Origin of the sequence: Undibacterium sp. Ji50W, assembly GCF_049340445.1 — a bacterium.
Lineage (GTDB): Bacteria > Pseudomonadota > Gammaproteobacteria > Burkholderiales > Burkholderiaceae_D > Undibacterium.
Map to the genome: position 1 here is coordinate 153,019 of NZ_JBMPOX010000009.1, position 17,787 is coordinate 170,805.

The window sequence follows — 17,787 nt, forward strand, 5'->3', positions numbered from 1 at the left end:
CATCGCGAGGGCCGTACTGTTCAAGTATGCTTTGTGTCATGACTATTTTCACTTTCTGAAGATTTTCGAACGAGCGTGCTTATTTGTTTTCAGCATGTTATCTGCTGTAGATGTATTGCGCAAGCGAGGGTGCACTCCAAAAATTTTTCTTATTGGTGCACGAAATACACCGGATTATCGCAGAGCCAACTTTGGGATGCACCAAGATCATGTCAATTAGCAGGAAAATTTCTGTAAAAATCTTCAACTAATTCAAATCCATACAACACAAGCATAATCTCTATGTCATCATAGCGGCTAGATAGAGTAGTAAGCTTATTCCAATTATTAGCGGAGAATCAGATGGGCATAGAAGTCAATTTCGAAGGCAAAATAGCGTTGATAACTGGCGCTTCCAGTGGTCTTGGTGCACGCTTTGCCAAAATTCTGGCACAGGCCGGCGCACAGGTCGTGCTGGCATCGCGTCGTATAGACAGACTGAAAGAATTACGTGCCGAAATCGAATCAGAAGGAGGTGCCGCGCATGTGGTGGCGCTGGACGTGACCGACTATGGCAGCATCAAATCAGCGATTGCCCATGCCGAGACAGAGGCCGGTCCGATTGATATCCTGATCAATAATTCCGGTGTGTCGACTACGCAACGCCTGGTTGACGTGACGCCGGATGATTATGCCTATGTGATGGACACCAACCAGCGCGGTGCCTTCTTTGTGGCACAGGAAGCTGCCAAGCGCATGATAGCTCGCCATAAGGGGGACCCTAAAAAACAGCATCGCATCATCAATATTGCCTCGGTCGCCGGTTTGCGCGTGCTGCCACAGATAGGCATTTACTGTATGAGCAAGGCAGCGGTAGTGCATATGACCAAGGCCATGGCAGTGGAGTGGGGCAAGTACGGCATCAATGTGAATGCGATTTGCCCTGGCTATATTTCTACAGAAATTAATTCAGACTATTTTGCTACCGAGGCTGGCCAGAAACTGGTCGAGATGCTGCCAAGAAAACGCGTAGGTACGCCGGAAGACCTGGATGGCCTGCTGCTTTTGCTGGCGGCTGAAGAATCACGCTTCCTGAATGGCGCAATCGTCACTGCCGATGATGGTATGAGCGTGCAATGATAGAGGCTAAGGTAACGGAAAAGAAACTGGTCTATACCGTCACCATCCCCATACGATGGGGCGATATGGATGCCATGGGCCATGTCAACAATACCGTGTATTTTCGTTATATGGAGCAGGCGCGCATAGAGTGGCTGAGCATGATGGGTTGCCAGCCGGATGAACAGGGTAACGGCCCCGTCATCGTGAATGCCTATTGCATCTTCAAGAAACCGCTGAAATATCCTGACCAGGTTGAAGTCTGTACCTATATTGGCGAAGCAGGGCGCAGCAGTTTTGAAACCATACAGGAAATGCGCTCGGTCGGTGACGGTTACGCCCTGTATGCAGAAGGCGGTGCCAAAGTGGTCTGGGTGGCGGCAGAGACAGGTAAATCCGTCAGCCTGCCAGAATCGATCAAGCAAAAGCTGAGCGAAATCAAGGTCGCAAAACGTAAAAATAAGACCTGATGGCTTATTGCACGCGCCTTGTTTCAGGTGCCCCGGTTCAACGTATGATGCCGAGTAGCTTGTGTACCAGCTCACTGGATGTCGCTGAATTGAACTTGCGCATCAGCTTGGCCCTGTGCATTTCTACTGTCCGGGGACTGAGGTCGATCTGGCGTGCAATCAGCTTGCTGGTTTTACCTTCCACCAGTAGTGCGGCAATTTCGCGTTCACGTGGGGTCAGTTCGGCAGTTACCGGGCGTTTGGCGCTCAGGTCTTCAAAAGTCCAGATGCCAGCGGCGTGCGGATCGTCCTTGTTCAATCCCCGTCCTGATACGTGGCACCAAAACAGTTCCTGGTTGGCGCGTTTCATGATGCGTTCATCAGAGTAGTAGCCTTTGGCATTCATGATGGGGGTAATACGGGCACCGGTACGCTCAAATTCGTCGGGGCTGGGATACAGCACCAGGAAAGACTGACCCAGTAATTCGTCGTTTTGATAGCCAAACATTTTCGCCAGGTCATTATTGCAGGCATGAATGATGCGGTTCTGCGACACGCACATACCGACAGGCGCATGTTGAAATATGGATTCAAAATCTATGGGCTGTACGACATTCATTTCCACGATCCACTGACAGGGTTGTAGTAAAGGCGTATTTTTACGGTATTGCGAAGTATAACGCAGCATCATATCCTGTAAGAACCTGTTTACGATCTTACTGCGCGGGCGTGATCGGGGCTCATGCGCTGCTCAAAATGCTCATGTACTTGAGTACATTCCGCTTTTTGCGCTGCTCTTCACTCCCGCTGACGCACGCTCGCTACAGATCGTAAACACGTTCTAAAGCTAATGATTTGTAGTGTGCTTGACTGCATTTGCAGAGACCAAAGACAAAAGAAATATCGATTTAAAACCTGGAGAGGGAGACATTATGGACAAAGTTTATCCTGACGCTGCCAGCGCGCTGGCAGGTGTGATCAAGGATGGTCAGACCATCGCCGTAGGCGGTTTTGGCCTGTGCGGTATACCCGAGGCACTGATCGCTGCCTTGCGTGATTCTGGTGTCAAGGAACTGACTGCCATTTCGAATAATGCTGGCGTGGATGGATTTGGTTTAGGCCAGTTGCTGACCACCCGCCAGATCAAGAAAATGATTTCATCCTATGTCGGTGAAAACAAGGAATTTGAACGCCAGTACCTGGCTGGCGAACTGGAACTGGAATTTACCCCGCAAGGCACGCTGGCAGAAAAGCTGCGCGCAGGTGGCGCCGGTATCCCGGCTTTCTTCACCAAGACGGGGGTCGGCACCATCGTGGCCGACGGCAAGGAAATCCGTGAGTTTGATGGCCAAAAATACGTGATGGAGCGTTCGCTGGTATCCGACGTATCCCTGGTCAAGGCCTGGAAGGCCGACAAGGCCGGTAATCTGGTCTATCGCAAGACAGCGCGCAACTTTAACCCGAATGTGGCGATGGCTGGCAAGATCACTGTGGCAGAGGTTGAAGTACTGGTCGAAATCGGTGAGCTCGACCCGGATGAAGTCCACACACCGGGTATTTTCGTGCAGCGCATTGTGGTCAATGCCAATCCGGAAAAACGTATAGAACAGCGTACCGTACGCCCTTCGAAATAAACCGAGCAGGAGACAAGACATGGCATGGAATCGTGATGAAATGGCTGCACGTGCAGCACAGGAATTGCAAGACGGTTTTTACGTCAATCTGGGTATAGGCTTGCCGACCATGGTCGCCAACCATGTACCAGAAGGCATGGAAGTCTGGCTGCAATCCGAAAACGGCTTATTGGGCATAGGCCCTTTCCCAACGGAAGAAGAAGTAGACCCCGACATGATCAATGCCGGCAAGCAAACCGTAACGACCTTGCCGGGTTCATCGATATTCAGCTCGGCTGATTCTTTCGCCATGATACGCGGCGGCAAGATCAACCTGGCTATCCTGGGGGCGATGCAGGTCAGCGAACATGGCGATCTGGCTAACTGGATGATCCCTGGCAAAATGGTCAAAGGCATGGGCGGTGCGATGGACCTGGTGGCTGGTGTGGGTCGCGTCGTGGTCTTGATGGAGCATGTTGCCAAAGGTGATGTCCACAAGATTCTGAAAGCCTGCAATCTGCCTTTGACTGGCGTTGCCGTGGTCAACCGCATTATCACTGACCTGGGTGTGATTGATGTGACGCCTGCCGGTTTGAAACTGGTCGAACTGGCGACAGGTGTCAGCAAGGAAGAAATCATTGCCAAAACCGAAGCTGCAATCGATGTCAGTGGCGTGGCCTGAATCTGGGTCATTGTCGTTGACTTGAAACAAAAAGCCGATGTCAGAAACATCGGCTTTTTGTTTGCTTGCAGCAAAGCATGCAGGATTTATTTTTTCTGTGGCATGACAAAGGGTTTGACGTCGCCACAATCGCTGCCCATCCACTTGCCTGTGGTTTCCGTATGGTGCGAAAACGGCTTGCCGTGAGAGACACCCTTGAAATCATAAACGGAAGTCAGACTGTCAGGAGTGAAACTGCCTTTCACGTTACCTGTGCCCTTCATTTCCGGCATGTCGCAGACGATTTCCGAAGTATAGCTATTGCCTGAACGGGAAAAGTCCTTGTTCTGGCATTGCTGTTCACGACCACCTGAAGGCGGTTTATCCTGATCCACCATTTCCTTGGTAAAGCAGACTTTTTGTACCATTGCGCCGTTTTGCATGTCAGGCATTTTGATGCCCATCTGCTTCATTTTTTCCATTTGTTCCGGCGGGATTTTAGGCATGGCTTTCATGGCATCTGACTTGATCGTCAGTTCCCACAGGCCAGGTTTCATTTTATCTGCGGCAAGGCAGGTTCCGGTCATGATGAGAAGGGCAGAAATGCTTGCCAGGCGCACAAAAAGCTGCATGAGGGGCTCCCGTTTCGACAGTGTTATCGCACTATACATCCGAAAAAAGGGCGGCGAAAGCAAAAAAATACAAGCTGTCGCTTCTTTGCCCCTCACAGAGTGGCAGGTTCGCTATTCACCTGCCATTAAAAAGGGAACGCATCACATAAGCCCTTGAATTATCAGTGGGTGAGAGCGAATCAAGAATGGGCAAGGTAATTTCAAAAAATCATCTTTGCCCGGGATAGTTCGCGTTGTTAGTGGTAGTTAGTGGTAAGTAGCTGCCACATTTTGTTAATAAAACATGCCTTTGCACAGTTAACAATGATTTTAAGCGCAACGAACGGTAAAATGGAGGCCATCTTCATTCGTAAAAATACTGTTCACAGGAATAAATCATGCAGGCAAGACGCAAATCAGTGCAATGTATCTCGCCTACCGGCTTGCATACCATGTCCTACAAAGAGTGGGGTGACCCGCAGAATTCCAGGGTGTTAATTTGCGTGCACGGCGTGACCCGTGTCGCCGATGACTTTGATGCCCTGGCCGCCGAGCTGTGCCAGCATTACCGGGTAGTGTGTCCCGATGTGGTCGGACGCGGCTATTCCGGTCGTCTGCGCAACCCCATGCATTACCAGATTCCGCAATACGTCAGTGATATGGTGACCCTGCTGGCAAGGCTGGAAGCGGACACGGTGCACTGGTTTGGTACCTCCATGGGCGGCCTGATAGGCATGAGCCTCGCGAGTTTGCCGGATAATCCTATCAGCAAACTGATCCTGAATGATGTGGGGCCGGTACTGAATCCCGACGCCCTGGCCAGGATAGGTGATTACATAGGGCAGGATGTGCGCTTTGCGACATTTGAAGAAGCGCAAGCTTATATCAAGGCGATATCCATCTCCTTTGGTCCGCATACGCCAGACCAGTGGGAAAAGCTGGCCCGGGATGTGCTACGTCAAAATGAGCAGGGGCAATGGGTGCGACACTATGACCTCGGCCTGGCCCAGCCGTTCAAGACCAGCACGCCGGAAATGGTTGCCGTTGCCCAGACCATGCTGTGGGCAGCGTATGATGCAATACAGTGCCCGACTTTGCTGGTGCGCGGTAGCGAATCAGATTTGCTGACGGTCGAGTCAGCGGCAGCCATGACACAGCGCGGCCCACGGGCAAAGCTGGTGGAGTTTCCGGGAGTAGGACATGCGCCGACATTTGTGCAGCCGGATCAGATTGCCGTTGCAGTTGATTTTTTGTTGAACCAGGTTTGAGTATAAAAATGAGTATCCAGAGATTTCATGTAGGCCCGCGTTTGTCGGAAACGGCCCTGTTCAATAAAGTCGTCTATCTTGCTGGCCAGGTGCCGGATGATGCAACGCAGGGAATAGAAGGCCAGACTGAACAAGTGCTGGCCCATGTAGACCGTTTGCTGGCCGAAGCTGGCAGCGACAAGACGCGTATTTTAAGTTGCCAGATATTTTTGTCAGACATTACATTGATTAGCGCCATGAACCAGGTGTGGGACGCATGGGTAGCCGAAGGCAATTCACCACCACGTGCAACGGTGCAAGCCAAACTGGCGAAGCCCGAATGGCTGATCGAGATCGTCGTTACCGCAGCACAGAAATAAATCATATGGTATCAATTTCGACTACAGCTTCCGAAGCAGCATTGCTCGAAGGTTTGTCAGATACAGACGCGGAGCGGGTCATCGCTGCGCTGGAATATGTCACGCCCCTGTATGCGAATAAATGCGTAGTGACAGAGCAGAATGCCTTGCAGTTTGTCAGCGGTGTGGTAGCCACGCTGGCGATGCTGCGTACCGACGTTGATACCCGCATTGCCGCCATCCTGTTTGAATTGCCGGAACTGAATCCGATTGCGGCCGAACAGATAGAAATCCGCTTCGGCAAGGAAATTGCCGACCTGGTGACTGGCATACGCCGCCTGATGAAACTGCGCGAAGCCGCCCTGACACAGCGTGATGTAGGACGCGGCAAGGATGCAGCAGAAAAAGCGGCAACCCAGATGGAAACCCTGCGCAAGATGGTGCTGGCCATGGCCACCGATATGCGTGTGGTCCTGGTGCGACTGGCATCGCGCGTGACTACCCTGCGTTATTTTGCCGAATGCAAGCGCGAAGACGGTGCGGCCCAGCAGTATGCCAGCGAAACCATGGATTTATATGCGCCGCTGGCGAATCGTCTCGGTGTGTGGCAATTGAAATGGGAACTGGAAGACCTGTCTTTCCGTTTCCTCGAGCCGCAGCAATACAAGCGCATTGCCAAGATGCTGGAAGAAAAGCGACTGGAGCGTGAAAGCTTCGTCGTCAATGCCATCGCCAGGCTGAACAAAGAATTACAGGCAACTGGCGTCAAGGCCGAAGTCACCGGCCGTCCAAAGCATATATACAGTATCTGGAAAAAGATGAAGGGCAAGTCCGTCGATTTTGACGAACTGTATGATGTCCGTGCTTTCCGTGTGATTGTCGACGATATCAAGGATTGCTATACCGTTTTGGGTATCGTCCACAATGCCTGGGCACCGATACCCAAAGAGTTTGACGATTATATTTCGCGTCCCAAGCCGAATGGCTACAAGTCTTTGCACACGGTGGTCGTGGTGGAAGACGGCAGGCCGCTGGAAGTGCAGATACGCACGCGCGAAATGCATCAGTTTGCCGAATATGGTGTAGCTGCTCACTGGCGCTACAAGGAATCGGGCGGTTCGAATTTTTCAGCACAGGAATATGATGAAAAAATTGCCTGGCTGCGGCAATTGCTGGCCTGGAAGACGGATGTTGCCGATGTCGTCGTCGAGCAAGAAGAATTGCAGCGCGAATGGGTAGAAAAACTCAAGGCAGCCAGTCTCGATGACAGGATCTATGTACTGACACCACAAGCAAGAGTCATCGAATTGCCATGCAATTCAACCCCGGTGGATTTTGCTTATCACCTCCATACGGATGTCGGGCACCGTTGCCGCGGAGCGCGTGTCGATAACGTCATGGTGCCGCTGAATACACCCTTGAAAAATGGCCAGACGGTAGAAATCATTACCCTGAAAGTTGGCTCGCCACAGACCGGCCCTTCCCGTGACTGGTTGACTACCGAGTATTCTGCCAGTACCCGTACCCGCACCAAAATCCGCGCCTGGTTCAATACCATCGATCAGGAAGAAACCCTGTCTTCAGGTCGTGCCCTGGTTGAAAAAACCTTGCAGCGTGAAGGCAAGACTGCTGTCAATCTGGAAGAGCTGGCACGCAAGCTGGGCTTTGCCGAAGTCAATGAGCTGTTTTTATCGGTCGGCAAGGATGAATTCAGTCTGCGCCAGATTGAAACCGTGCTGCGTGAAAATGTCGTCGAGGCAGAACCGGAAGAAGTCAGTTTCACCAACAAGAGTCGCGCATCCAGCGTGACGCAGGGTGCCAAATCCGGTGTGCTGGTGGTGGGTACGGAAGGCTTGATGACACAACTGGCACGTTGCTGCAAGCCAGCACCGCCGGATGATATCGTCGGCTTCGTTACACGTGGCAAGGGTGTTTCCATCCACCGGTTGAGTTGCAAGAATTTCGCAGAAATGCGCAACAAGGCACCGGAGCGAGTGATCCAGACCACCTGGGGTGATCACGGCAAGGATACGGTGTATCCCGTGGATATTTTTGTCCTGGCACAAGATCGCCAAGGTTTGCTGCGTGATATTTCTGAAGTGTTTTCCCGCGAAAAAATCAATGTGATCGGCGTCAATACCCAAAGCGCCAAGTCACAGGCCAGAATGTCATTCACGGTAGAAATCGGCGGCACCACGCAGTTGCAAAAAGCATTGACGGTGCTGCATGAAGTCAGTGGTGTGCTGGAAGTAAGGCGGAATTAAAATGCATGCTGGATACCTCAGTTACTGAAGCGTCCAGCATGGCAAGCCTTAATCCTGAAATTCTTCCAGTTCATCCACCTCCGCCTGCAGGGTAATGTGGTCAATCTTATGCTTGCTCAGTAACATGGCCTTGACACTTTCCAGTATGCGCGGCCAGGCGCTCAGGTCTTCGATTTCCAGGTGACCTATCAGGGCAGGAAAGCCGGGTGACATTTCCCATACGTGCAGGTCATGTACTGACAGCACACCATTGATGGCTTCCAGGTCAGCGCCAATTTGCACGTAATCAATATTGTGAGGAACCCCTTCCATCAGGAAGTGGTAAGACTCGCTCAATACTGCCAGCGTGGATTTAAGGATCAGCAGGGACACAAAAATCGACAGCAGAGGATCAATCTGCATCCAGCCTGTCAGGTAAATTACGGCACCGGATACGATGGCTGCCACCGACCCCAGCAAATCCCCCATGACGTGTACCATGGCGGCTTTGGTGTTGACGCTTTCCTTGTCGTGTGACAATACCCATGCAACCACGATATTGATGGCCAGGCCTATGCCTGCCACCAGCATGACAGTGCCACCTTGTACTGTTTCTGGCGTGGAAAAGCGTTGTATTGCTTCCTTGATGATCCAGGCAATCACACCCAGCATGACCAGGCCATTGACAAAGGCTGCCAGTGCTTCGGCACGGCCAAAGCCAAATGAATTTTTTGCCGTCGGCGGGCGTTTTGCAATGATCTGCGCCAGCAGTGCCAGGCCCAGCGCAGCAGCATCGGTCACCATGTGACCGGCATCGGATATCAGCGCCAGTGAGTTGGATAAGAAGCCGAACACCACTTCCACGCCGGCAAAACTAAGGGTCAGGCCGAGTGCCCAGGCGAGTATCTTTTGGCTGCGGTTTTCAAAATAATGCCGGTGTTCGGCGTCACCCCGGCGGTGATCGTGTAAATGCTCGCTTTTGCTGTGGGCGTGATAGGGCATGTCTATGATGGCTTGCTGAATGGATAGATATTGGACAGATATGCCATAGTGTAGCCGAAGTGGGGATTTGGGCGCTTGGGAAATAATTACTGGCTAGTGGACCAGGTCAACACACCCTGGTTACGGACCGTTTTTCGCGCCTGCTTTTTGAGTGGTGTAAATTTTTTAGGGCGGGGGACTAGCAATTTTCCGGAAGTCTCTGCTATACTCTCGTTTCTTTAGGCGCGTAGCTCAGCTGGTTAGAGCACTACCTTGACATGGTAGGGGTCGTTGGTTCGAGTCCAATCGTGCCTACCAAAGATTTTAAAATTATTAAAACATTATAGTTAAGAGCGAGAAAGGCATCCTTGGTTATGACACCGCGAACTACCACGAAACTGGTTTGGGAGCGACTCTAGTCGAGGATACTTTTCGTTTGTAACAAACTGAAAAAGCACGGCTAGCCGTGCTTTTTTTTCGTCTGCGTTTTTTAGACTTATTTTTTATCTCAATTTTTTTTGTATTTTTCCGCTTTGGAGAGTGACATGGTTTCAGTAAAACTTCCTGATGGTTCGCAACGACAATTCGATGCGCCGGTAACGGTGGCGCAAGTTGCTGCCAGCATCGGTGCTGGCCTGGCAAAAGCTGCTCTGGCTGGACGCGTCAATGGCAAACTGGTCGATACCTCGCATCTGATCGATGCGGATGCGGATCTGGCCATCGTCACCGACAAGGATGCAGATGGCCTGGAAGTGATACGTCACTCCACCGCTCACCTGTTGGCGTACGCCGTCAAGGAATTGTACCCAGACGCGCAGGTCACTATTGGCCCTGTCATCGAAAACGGTTTCTACTATGACTTTTCTTACAAGCGCCCATTCACGCCAGACGATCTGGTGGCAATAGAAAAGAAAATGGCTGAACTGGCGAAAAAAGACGAGCCAGTCACACGCAAGGTATTGCCACGCGATGAAGCAGTTGCCTACTTCAAATCCATAGGCGAAGCCTATAAGGCCGAGATCATAGAATCCATTCCCGCTGACCAGGATGTGTCTTTGTACACAGAAGGCAATTTCACTGACCTGTGCCGTGGTCCGCACGTGCCATCCACTGGCAAGCTGAAAGTATTCAAGCTGATGAAACTGGCGGGTGCTTACTGGCGCGGCGATTCCAAAAACGAGATGCTGCAACGTGTCTACGGCACTGCTTTTGCCAGAAAGGAAGATCAGGAAGCCTACCTTCATATGCTGGAAGAGGCTGAAAAGCGTGATCACCGCAAGCTCGGCAAGGCACTGGACCTGTTCCACTTCCAGGATGAAGCACCTGGCCTGGTGTTCTGGCATGCAAAGGGCTGGACTATCTGGCAACAGGTAGAGCAATACATGCGCAAGGTGTATCAGGATTGCGGCTATCAGGAAGTAAAGGGGCCGCAAATCCTCGACAGCAGCCTGTGGGGTAAGACTGGTCACTGGGATAACTACAAAGACAATATGTTTGTCACCGAGTCGGAAAACCGCGTTTATGCCTTGAAACCGATGAATTGCCCTGGTCATGTGCAGATTTTCAATTCTGGCATGAAGAGTTATCGTGACCTGCCTTTGCGTTTTGGCGAATTCGGTCAATGTCACCGCAATGAACCATCTGGTGCCTTGCACGGCATCATGCGTGTACGTGGCTTTACCCAGGATGATGGTCATATTTTCTGTACAGAAGACCAGATTCAGGCTGAGGTCATGGCTTTCCATCCGCAAGCAATGAAAGTGTATGAAGATTTTGGTTTTGACAAGATTTTCATCAAACTGGCCCTGCGTCCTGAAAATCGCATCGGTAGCGATGAAATCTGGGACAAGGCAGAAGATACCTTGCGTACTGCACTGCGTTCCTGTGGCGTGGAATGGGAAGAATTGCCGGGCGAGGGTGCTTTTTATGGTCCCAAGATTGAATATCACCTGAAAGACAGCCTGGGTCGCCCATGGCAGGTTGGTACCATGCAGGTTGATTTCTTCATGCCAGGTCGCCTGGGTGCGGAATATGTCGCGGATGACAACAGTCGTAAAGTACCTATCATGCTGCACCGGGCGATTGTGGGCTCGATGGAGCGTTTCATCGGTATCTTGATAGAAAATCATGCTGCTGCCTTGCCCTTGTGGCTGGCACCGGTGCAAGTTTCCGTCTTGAATATCTCTGAATCGCAGGCTGAATATTCGCAATCTGTTGCGGAAATCCTGAAGAAACAAGGGTTTAGAGTGAATACAGATTTGCGTAATGAGAAAATTACCTATAAAATACGCGAGCATTCGATTCAAAAACTGCCATATATCCTCGTGATAGGCGATAAAGAGAGGGATGCCAATACAGTGGCTGTGCGTACGCGTGGCAATCTGGATCTGGGGGTAATGCCTCTGGACGCCTTTATAACTCGTTTGAAAAACGAAGTTGAAACCAAGGTTTAACAGATTAGCAGCGACCCTGTTTTCACAGGGTTGCATAGCTTTTATTATTATTTTTGAAGGAAACTGCAATAGCTACTGACAAGTCACATCGCATCAACGGTGAAATTACAGCGCCTGAAGTGCGCTTATCCGGCGTTGAGAATGAGCCCCTGGGCATCGTGAAACTTAGTGAAGCCTTCCGTTTAGCTGAAGAAGCCAACGTGGATTTGGTGGAAATAGCGCCGACGGCGCAGCCACCGGTTTGCCGTCTGATGGATTACGGCAAATTCAAATACCAGGAGCAGAAAAAAGCTCACGAAGCCAAGCTCAAGCAGAAAGTGATACTGGTCAAGGAAGTCAAATTCCGTCCAGGTACAGATGACGGTGATTACAATATCAAATTGCGTAATCTGGTCAAGTTCCTGGATGATGGCGACAAGACCAAGATTACCCTGCGTTTCCGTGGTCGTGAAATGGCGCATCAGGAAATCGGTATGCGTATGCTGGAGCGTTTGAAGCTTGATCTGGAACAGTATGGCCAGGTTGAACAGTTTCCGAAGATGGAAGGTCGCCAGATGATCATGATCCTGGCACCGAAGAAGAAAAAATAAGTTTCAGCTTATTTGAAACGAAAAAGCAAAAGCAGGTTTTGTGAGGCACGCCTTAGAACTTGTTTACGATCTGTAGCGAGCGAGCGTCAGCGGGATGAAGAGCAGCGCAAAAAGCGGAATGTACTCAAGTACATGAGCATTTTGAGCAGCGCATGAGCCCCGATCACGCCCGCGCAGTAAGATCGAAAACAGGTTCTTAGCGGGCATTACGATAGACCCAGCCAAAAGCTGGGTCACAATAAGTGAGAAGTAGGCATCCAAGAGTAGCGATCGTTGCTGCCACCTACCATCATATAAAAGTGGAGCTGTCTTAAAAGACAGATAGTACTATGCCAAAAATGAAGACGAAAAGCAGCGCCAAAAAGCGCTTTCGCGTCCGTCCAGGTGGTACCGTTAAACGCGGTCAAGCTTTCAAACGTCACATTCTGACCAAGAAAACTACCAAAAACAAACGTCAATTGCGCGGTTCTGTAGGTGTTCATGACACCAACATGGTATCCGTAATGCGCATGATGCCAACAGCTTAACCTCATACTCATTATTTAAGGAGTTATTATGCCTAGAGTAAAACGTGGGGTTACAGCTCGTGCCCGTCATAAGAAAGTTCTCAACCTTGCTAAAGGTTACCGTGGTCGTCGCAGTAAGGTATTCCGTATTGCCAAGCAAGCAGTTATGCGCGCTGGTCAATATGCATACCGCGATCGCCGCAACAAGAAACGTGTATTCCGCGCTTTGTGGATCACACGTATCAATGCAGCGGCTCGCCAGCATGGCCTGACTTACAGTGTGTTTATGAACGGCCTGAAAAAAGCCGCGATTGAACTCGACCGTAAAGTACTGGCTGACATGGCTGTGACTGACAAACCAGCATTCGCTGCGATTGTTAATCAAGTCAAAGTTAACTTGGCTGCTTAATAGCAGGCGAGCAGACTAGCAGACGGTAGTCGTAGCGACTGGTGCAAGCCAGTTGCAAATATCAAGCGGGGCAGAGGTTGAATCCTATGCCCCGTTTTGTTTTCAGATCATTATTTCAGCTTCATGGTAAGCGGGAACAAGGCATGAACCCTTTAGATCAAATCGTCAGCCAGGCACGTGCTGATTTTCTGGCAGCCAATGACGCTGCCGCTTTAGAGAACGCAAAAGCGCTTTACCTTGGTAAGAGTGGACAGATTACCGAACAGATGAAAAGTCTGGGCAAATTGCCACCAGAGGAAAAGAAGGTTCAGGGCGCAGTCATCAATGCAGCCAAAGTCCAGATTGAAACCGCCTTGACCGAGCGCCGTGACGCGCTGGCCAATGCACAAATGCAGACACGTCTGAATGCAGAAGCAATCGACGTCAGCTTGCCCGGCCGTGGCCGCAGCGTGGGTGGTATACACCCCGTCATGCGCACCTGGCAGCGCGTCGAAGAAATCTTCCGTTCCATCGGTTTTGATGTGGCAGATGGCCCCGAAATCGAAACAGACTGGACCAATTTTACGGCCTTGAACAGCCCGGAAAATCATCCTGCACGCTCTATGCAGGATACCTTTTATGTCGATGGCAAAGATAGCCAGGGCAAGCAACTGCTGTTGCGCACGCATACCAGCCCGATGCAGGTACGTTACGCACGCATGCACAAACCACCGATCAAGGTCATTGCACCTGGTCGCACGTATCGCGTCGACAGCGATGCCACGCATTCCCCGATGTTCCATCAGGTTGAAGGCTTGTGGATCGCCGAAGATATCAGCTTTGCTGACCTCAAGGGTGTGTACCTGAACTTTGTCAAAGCCTTCTTTGAAACCGATGATTTGCAGGTGCGTTTCCGCCCCTCTTATTTCCCGTTCACTGAACCTTCAGCCGAAATCGATATCGCCTTCGGTAGTGGCCCATTGAAAGGCCGCTGGCTGGAAGTGTCCGGTTCTGGCCAGGTGCATCCTAGTGTGGTGCGTAACATGGGTCTGGATCCGGAAAAATACATAGGCTTTGCCTTTGGTTCCGGTCTTGAACGTCTGACCATGCTGCGTTATGGCGTCAATGACTTGCGTCTGTTTTACGAAGGCGATTTGCGCTTCCTGAAGCAATTCAATTAAAAAAGCAGCGCATCCCTGAATTTTTGAGTGGCGCATCGCGCCCTGCATCCAACATTAGACGGCTGAATTATGCAATTTTCTGAAAACTGGCTACGTACCATGGTTGATCCGAAGATGACTTCGGATGAGTTGTCCCATCTGCTCACCATGTCGGGATTGGAAGTCGAAGAGGTAGAGCCGGTTGCTCCGCCATTTAATAATGTCGTTGTCGGCGAAATCCGCGAAATTGCCAAGCATCCCGATGCTGACAAGCTCAATATCTGCCAGGTCGATGTAGGTACTGGCAGTTTGCTTAATATCGTGTGTGGCGCACCGAATGTGCGCGTAGGCATGAAGGTGGCATGCGCCATGGTCGGCGCCATCCTGCCACCTGGTGCAGACGGCAAACCATTTGAAATCAAGGTCGGCAAGCTGCGTGGCGTAGAATCCTACGGCATGCTGTGTTCTGCCCGTGAATTGAAATTGTCTGAAGACCACGGTGGCTTGATGGATTTGCCATCCGATGCGCCAGTGGGGCAAAATTTCCGTGACTACTATCAGTTGAATGACCTTAAATTCACCATCAAACTGACACCGAACAAGGCCGATTGCCTGTCCGTACTCGGTGTGGCGCGTGAAGTATCGGCACTGACCGGTACACTTATGCAATTGCCGGAAGTGATCGTATTGCCGGTGACTTTGCAAGAAACCTTGCCTGTCAAAGTCAGTGCGCCTGATCTGTGCGGTCGTTTTGCCGGACGTGTCATTCGCGGTGTGAATGCCCGTGCCGCGACGCCAGAATGGATGAAGCAAAGACTGGAGCGCAGCGGTCAGCGTCCGATTTCTGCACTGGTTGATATCTCCAACTATGTGATGCTGGAACTCGGTCGTCCTTCGCACGTGTTTGATCTGGACAAGATCCACGGTAGCCTGGATGTACGCTGGGGTAAGGCCGGCGAATCCTTGAAACTGCTGAACGGTAATACGGTAGAAGTGGATGACTGGGTCGGCGTCATATCGGATGAAAAAGAAATTGAATCCCTGGCAGGTATCATGGGTGGCGATTCCACTGCCGTGAGCCTGGATACCCAAAACATTTACCTGGAAGCCGCTTTCTGGTGGCCACAGGCGATACAGGGCCGTGCCCGTCGCTTCAATTTCTCTACCGATGCAGCGCACCGCTTTGAGCGTGGTGTCGACTTTGCGTCTATCGTCGAACACATAGAGCGTATCAGTGCCCTGATTGTCGAGATTTGTGGCGGTGCCAGCCAGGTCAAACTGGGTCCGGTTGATGACCAGATCATCAATCTGCCACAACGCCCACCGGTCAAGCTGCGTACGGCACGTGCCGTCAAGGTCATCGGTGTGGCGCTGGATGATGCAAAGATTGCCGACATTTTCACCCGCCTGGGTTTGCAATTCACACAGGTGCCTGGTGAATTCATGGTGACGCCGCCGTCCTATCGTTTCGATATCGAAATCGAAGAAGATCTGATCGAAGAAGTGGCGCGCGTGTATGGCTTTGAAAACATTCCTGCATTGCCGCCGGTGGCTGCGAATGCGATGATGATTGCGCCGGAAAACCAGCGTTCGCTGTTTGCCGTGCGGCGCCTGATCGCTGATCAGGATTATCAGGAAGTCGTCAATTACAGCTTTGTCGAAGAAGCCTGGGAGCAGGATTTTTCCGGCAATGCCCAGCCTGTTCGCCTGTTGAATCCGATTGCCAGCCAGATGAGTGTCATGCGTACCAGCATGATAGGTAGCCTGGTGGCGAATGCCCGCTATAACCTGAACCGCAAACTGAACCGTATCCGTATTTTTGAAATCGGCGCAGTCTATTTGCAGGATGCCAATGTGCAAGATGGTCCGCTGGAAGTCGCCGGCTATCAGCAGCCAAAACGTCTGGCAGCGCTGGCTTATGGCCCGGTTGCTGAAGAGCAGTGGGGGCAGGAAACCCGTAACGTGGATTTCTTTGATATCAAGGCCGACCTCGAAGCATTATTTGCGCCAAAAACGTTACGCTTTATCAAGCGGGAACATGTTGCGCTGCATCCTGGACGTAGTGCCGCCATAGAATGTGACGGCAAGCACATCGGTGTTATTGGTGAACTGCACCCGCGCCTGCAACAGAAATATGAATTGCCTCTGGCACCCGTATTGTTTGAGGTGGACGTCGCTGCATTGCAAGATGTGGGCGTGCCGGTGTACCAGGAGATTTCAAAATTCCAGGCGGTTACCCGGGACTTGGCACTTGTTGTCAAACAGGCAGTAATGGTGCAAAATTTGCTAGATGTATTCCAGGCTGAAATTCGCCAGAATGAAGCCTGCAAGATAGTGCAAGCCGTTGTTTTGTTTGATGAATATCGTGGCAAGGGCCTGGAAACTGATGAGAAAAGTCTTGCTTTCCGCTTTAGCTTGCAAGATACTCAAAGTACCCTGCAAGATGATAAAGTAGAAGCTGCAATGAATGCACTGGTGGCCGCCGCCAGTCTGCAATTTGCAGCCCGTCTGCGTTAAATTTGCGTGAACCTGTTAGATTTACTTGGGAAGAGTTTTAAAATGAATGACGTTATTTCCGCTGAATTTCAGTCGGTGCTGGATGCTGATTTGAATCGTGCGATGCTGGAAGCCAGGGCGCGCTCACAGGCGGAAAAGGAGTTGCCGACCTTGACCAAGGCAGAATTGGCTGAGCTGTTGTTTGAGCATGTAGGCTTGAACAAGCGTGAAGCCAAGGACATGGTAGAAACTTTTTTTGATGAAATCCGTGATGCACTGGAAAGGGGCGAGGCTGTCAAGTTGTCCGGCTTCGGTAATTTCCAGTTGCGTGACAAGCCTCAACGTCCTGGTCGTAATCCCAAGACCGGGGAAGAAATTCCTATCACTGCTCGTCGTGTCGTTACCTTCCACGCCAGTCAGAAGCTCAAGGGCATGGTCGATGACGTCGGCAGTCAACCTCTGGCCCACGCTGCCTGACATTTTCCATGACAGAAATCAAGATCGAGTCTTTTGTGCTGCCGCCTATTCCGGCCAAGCGGTACTTTACGATAGGCGAAGTTGGTGAGCTATGTGGCGTTAAGCCACATGTTCTGCGTTATTGGGAGCAGGAATTCTCACAGCTCAAACCGGTAAAGCGACGTGGTAACCGTCGTTATTATCAGCATCATGAAGTGTTGTTGATACGCCGTATCCGTGAATTATTATATGAGCAAGGCTTTACCATCAACGGTGCCAGAAACAAGCTGAACGTCAATGGTGGCCCGGCAGAGGTGGAAGTGCGTGAAGCAGCGCCGGTCAACCTGCATCAGATCCGGGATGAGTTGAAATCAATTTTGAGTTTGCTGAAAGTCTGATACAGGCTGCTATGAACAAATTTGCCCCTTCAGCTTTGAAGTGGGAAAAAAACAAAAACCACCGCAAGGTGGTTTTTG

Annotated in this window: 18 protein-coding genes and 1 tRNA gene; 16 read left to right on the plus strand and 3 right to left on the minus strand. The window is 51.0% G+C overall.

All coding sequences use genetic code 11. The features are described 5' to 3' along the window. Positions 1 to 342: 342 nt before the first annotated feature. Together ACO0K9_RS15045 and ACO0K9_RS15050 are read left to right on the plus strand one after the other, a co-directional pair. On the plus strand, positions 343 to 1,119 hold the full coding sequence (locus ACO0K9_RS15045; protein WP_422986256.1) for an SDR family oxidoreductase: 777 nt from the start codon (positions 343 to 345) through the stop codon (positions 1,117 to 1,119). Next, positions 1,116 to 1,568 carry an acyl-CoA thioesterase gene (locus ACO0K9_RS15050; protein WP_422986258.1) on the plus strand — a complete coding sequence of 151 codons (453 nt, stop codon included), beginning with the start codon at positions 1,116 to 1,118 and terminating at the stop codon, positions 1,566 to 1,568. The genes ACO0K9_RS15045 and ACO0K9_RS15050 overlap by 4 nt, the downstream gene beginning before the upstream one ends. A gap of 37 nt (positions 1,569 to 1,605) precedes the next feature. Here the strand turns inward: ACO0K9_RS15050 and ACO0K9_RS15055 are convergent, their stop codons facing one another. Next, on the minus strand, positions 1,606 to 2,166 hold the full coding sequence (locus ACO0K9_RS15055; RefSeq protein WP_422986349.1) for a LuxR C-terminal-related transcriptional regulator: 561 nt from the start codon (positions 2,164 to 2,166) through the stop codon (positions 1,606 to 1,608). A gap of 313 nt (positions 2,167 to 2,479) precedes the next feature. Here ACO0K9_RS15055 and ACO0K9_RS15060 point away from each other — a divergent pair, with 313 nt between their 5' ends. After that, positions 2,480 to 3,181 carry a CoA transferase subunit A gene (locus ACO0K9_RS15060; protein WP_422986260.1) on the plus strand — a complete coding sequence of 234 codons (702 nt, stop codon included), beginning with the start codon at positions 2,480 to 2,482 and terminating at the stop codon, positions 3,179 to 3,181. 19 nt (positions 3,182 to 3,200) lie between these two features. Continuing rightward, entirely contained in the window at positions 3,201 to 3,842 is a 642-nt protein-coding gene (locus tag ACO0K9_RS15065; protein ID WP_422986262.1) for a CoA transferase subunit B, read from the plus strand. A gap of 86 nt (positions 3,843 to 3,928) precedes the next feature. Here ACO0K9_RS15065 and ACO0K9_RS15070 read toward each other — a convergent pair whose 3' ends face one another. Next, positions 3,929 to 4,453 carry a DUF3617 domain-containing protein gene (locus ACO0K9_RS15070; protein WP_422986264.1) on the minus strand — a complete coding sequence of 175 codons (525 nt, stop codon included), beginning with the start codon at positions 4,451 to 4,453 and terminating at the stop codon, positions 3,929 to 3,931. A gap of 377 nt (positions 4,454 to 4,830) precedes the next feature. Between ACO0K9_RS15070 and ACO0K9_RS15075 the strand changes: the two genes are divergently transcribed. From ACO0K9_RS15075 to ACO0K9_RS15085, 3 genes are read left to right on the plus strand one after another with little or no spacing between them, the layout of a single operon-like run. Then, complete coding sequence (locus ACO0K9_RS15075; protein WP_422986266.1) at positions 4,831 to 5,700, plus strand: alpha/beta fold hydrolase; 870 nt, start codon at positions 4,831 to 4,833, stop codon at positions 5,698 to 5,700. Between the two features lie 8 nt (positions 5,701 to 5,708). Beyond that, positions 5,709 to 6,059 carry a RidA family protein gene (locus ACO0K9_RS15080; protein ID WP_422986267.1) on the plus strand — a complete coding sequence of 117 codons (351 nt, stop codon included), beginning with the start codon at positions 5,709 to 5,711 and terminating at the stop codon, positions 6,057 to 6,059. Positions 6,060 to 6,064: 5 nt separating this feature from the next. Next, entirely contained in the window at positions 6,065 to 8,302 is a 2,238-nt protein-coding gene (locus ACO0K9_RS15085; RefSeq protein ID WP_422986351.1) for a RelA/SpoT family protein, read from the plus strand. 48 nt (positions 8,303 to 8,350) lie between these two features. Here the strand turns inward: ACO0K9_RS15085 and ACO0K9_RS15090 are convergent, their stop codons facing one another. Beyond that, positions 8,351 to 9,283, minus strand: a complete 933-nt coding sequence (locus ACO0K9_RS15090; RefSeq protein WP_422986269.1) for a cation diffusion facilitator family transporter — start codon at positions 9,281 to 9,283, stop codon at positions 8,351 to 8,353. Between the two features lie 220 nt (positions 9,284 to 9,503). On the opposite strand from ACO0K9_RS15090, the gene ACO0K9_RS15095 reads away from it, so the two are divergent. From ACO0K9_RS15095 to ACO0K9_RS15135, 9 genes are all read left to right on the plus strand, one after another. Next, a tRNA-Val gene (locus tag ACO0K9_RS15095) sits at positions 9,504 to 9,580 on the plus strand. A 227-nt stretch (positions 9,581 to 9,807) separates the two neighbouring features. Further along, a complete protein-coding gene (gene thrS / locus ACO0K9_RS15100; protein WP_422986271.1) occupies positions 9,808 to 11,715 on the plus strand; it encodes a threonine--tRNA ligase in 1,908 nt (635 codons plus the stop codon). Between the two features lie 53 nt (positions 11,716 to 11,768). Next, positions 11,769 to 12,305 carry a translation initiation factor IF-3 gene (gene infC, locus ACO0K9_RS15105; protein WP_422986273.1) on the plus strand — a complete coding sequence of 179 codons (537 nt, stop codon included), beginning with the start codon at positions 11,769 to 11,771 and terminating at the stop codon, positions 12,303 to 12,305. Between the two features lie 329 nt (positions 12,306 to 12,634). After that, entirely contained in the window at positions 12,635 to 12,832 is a 198-nt protein-coding gene (rpmI, locus tag ACO0K9_RS15110) for a 50S ribosomal protein L35 (protein ID WP_110253942.1), read from the plus strand. Positions 12,833 to 12,860: 28 nt separating this feature from the next. Next, positions 12,861 to 13,220 (plus strand): 50S ribosomal protein L20, encoded by a 360-nt coding sequence (gene rplT, locus ACO0K9_RS15115; protein WP_186949063.1) that lies wholly within the window; start codon positions 12,861 to 12,863, stop codon positions 13,218 to 13,220. A 143-nt stretch (positions 13,221 to 13,363) separates the two neighbouring features. After that, positions 13,364 to 14,380, plus strand: coding sequence for a phenylalanine--tRNA ligase subunit alpha (pheS, locus tag ACO0K9_RS15120; protein ID WP_422986275.1), 1,017 nt, complete (start codon positions 13,364 to 13,366; stop codon positions 14,378 to 14,380). A 69-nt stretch (positions 14,381 to 14,449) separates the two neighbouring features. Beyond that, complete coding sequence (gene pheT / locus ACO0K9_RS15125; protein WP_422986277.1) at positions 14,450 to 16,876, plus strand: phenylalanine--tRNA ligase subunit beta; 2,427 nt, start codon at positions 14,450 to 14,452, stop codon at positions 16,874 to 16,876. Positions 16,877 to 16,918: 42 nt separating this feature from the next. Further along, entirely contained in the window at positions 16,919 to 17,332 is a 414-nt protein-coding gene (locus ACO0K9_RS15130; protein WP_186949066.1) for an integration host factor subunit alpha, read from the plus strand. A gap of 8 nt (positions 17,333 to 17,340) precedes the next feature. Continuing rightward, complete coding sequence (locus ACO0K9_RS15135; RefSeq protein WP_422986279.1) at positions 17,341 to 17,709, plus strand: MerR family transcriptional regulator; 369 nt, start codon at positions 17,341 to 17,343, stop codon at positions 17,707 to 17,709. Positions 17,710 to 17,787: the final 78 nt, after the last annotated feature.

Bases quoted from the DNA above. Each gene is read 5' to 3' on its own strand.
- ACO0K9_RS15075 (WP_422986266.1), top strand. From the start codon at position 4,831: ATGCAGGCAAGACGCAAATCAGTGCAATGTATCTCGCCTACCGGCTTG.
- ACO0K9_RS15090 (WP_422986269.1), bottom strand. From the start codon at position 9,283: ATGCCCTATCACGCCCACAGCAAAAGCGAGCATTTACACGATCACCGC.
- pheT (WP_422986277.1), top strand. From the start codon at position 14,450: ATGCAATTTTCTGAAAACTGGCTACGTACCATGGTTGATCCGAAGATG.
- ACO0K9_RS15045 (WP_422986256.1), top strand. From the start codon at position 343: ATGGGCATAGAAGTCAATTTCGAAGGCAAAATAGCGTTGATAACTGGC.
- ACO0K9_RS15085 (WP_422986351.1), top strand. From the start codon at position 6,065: ATGGTATCAATTTCGACTACAGCTTCCGAAGCAGCATTGCTCGAAGGT.
- thrS (WP_422986271.1), top strand. From the start codon at position 9,808: ATGGTTTCAGTAAAACTTCCTGATGGTTCGCAACGACAATTCGATGCG.
- ACO0K9_RS15130 (WP_186949066.1), top strand. From the start codon at position 16,919: ATGAATGACGTTATTTCCGCTGAATTTCAGTCGGTGCTGGATGCTGAT.
- ACO0K9_RS15055 (WP_422986349.1), bottom strand. From the start codon at position 2,166: ATGAATGTCGTACAGCCCATAGATTTTGAATCCATATTTCAACATGCG.
- ACO0K9_RS15070 (WP_422986264.1), bottom strand. From the start codon at position 4,453: ATGCAGCTTTTTGTGCGCCTGGCAAGCATTTCTGCCCTTCTCATCATG.
- ACO0K9_RS15065 (WP_422986262.1), top strand. From the start codon at position 3,201: ATGGCATGGAATCGTGATGAAATGGCTGCACGTGCAGCACAGGAATTG.
- ACO0K9_RS15050 (WP_422986258.1), top strand. From the start codon at position 1,116: ATGATAGAGGCTAAGGTAACGGAAAAGAAACTGGTCTATACCGTCACC.
- ACO0K9_RS15135 (WP_422986279.1), top strand. From the start codon at position 17,341: ATGACAGAAATCAAGATCGAGTCTTTTGTGCTGCCGCCTATTCCGGCC.
- rpmI (WP_110253942.1), top strand. From the start codon at position 12,635: ATGCCAAAAATGAAGACGAAAAGCAGCGCCAAAAAGCGCTTTCGCGTC.
- ACO0K9_RS15060 (WP_422986260.1), top strand. From the start codon at position 2,480: ATGGACAAAGTTTATCCTGACGCTGCCAGCGCGCTGGCAGGTGTGATC.
- rplT (WP_186949063.1), top strand. From the start codon at position 12,861: ATGCCTAGAGTAAAACGTGGGGTTACAGCTCGTGCCCGTCATAAGAAA.
- pheS (WP_422986275.1), top strand. From the start codon at position 13,364: ATGAACCCTTTAGATCAAATCGTCAGCCAGGCACGTGCTGATTTTCTG.
- ACO0K9_RS15080 (WP_422986267.1), top strand. From the start codon at position 5,709: ATGAGTATCCAGAGATTTCATGTAGGCCCGCGTTTGTCGGAAACGGCC.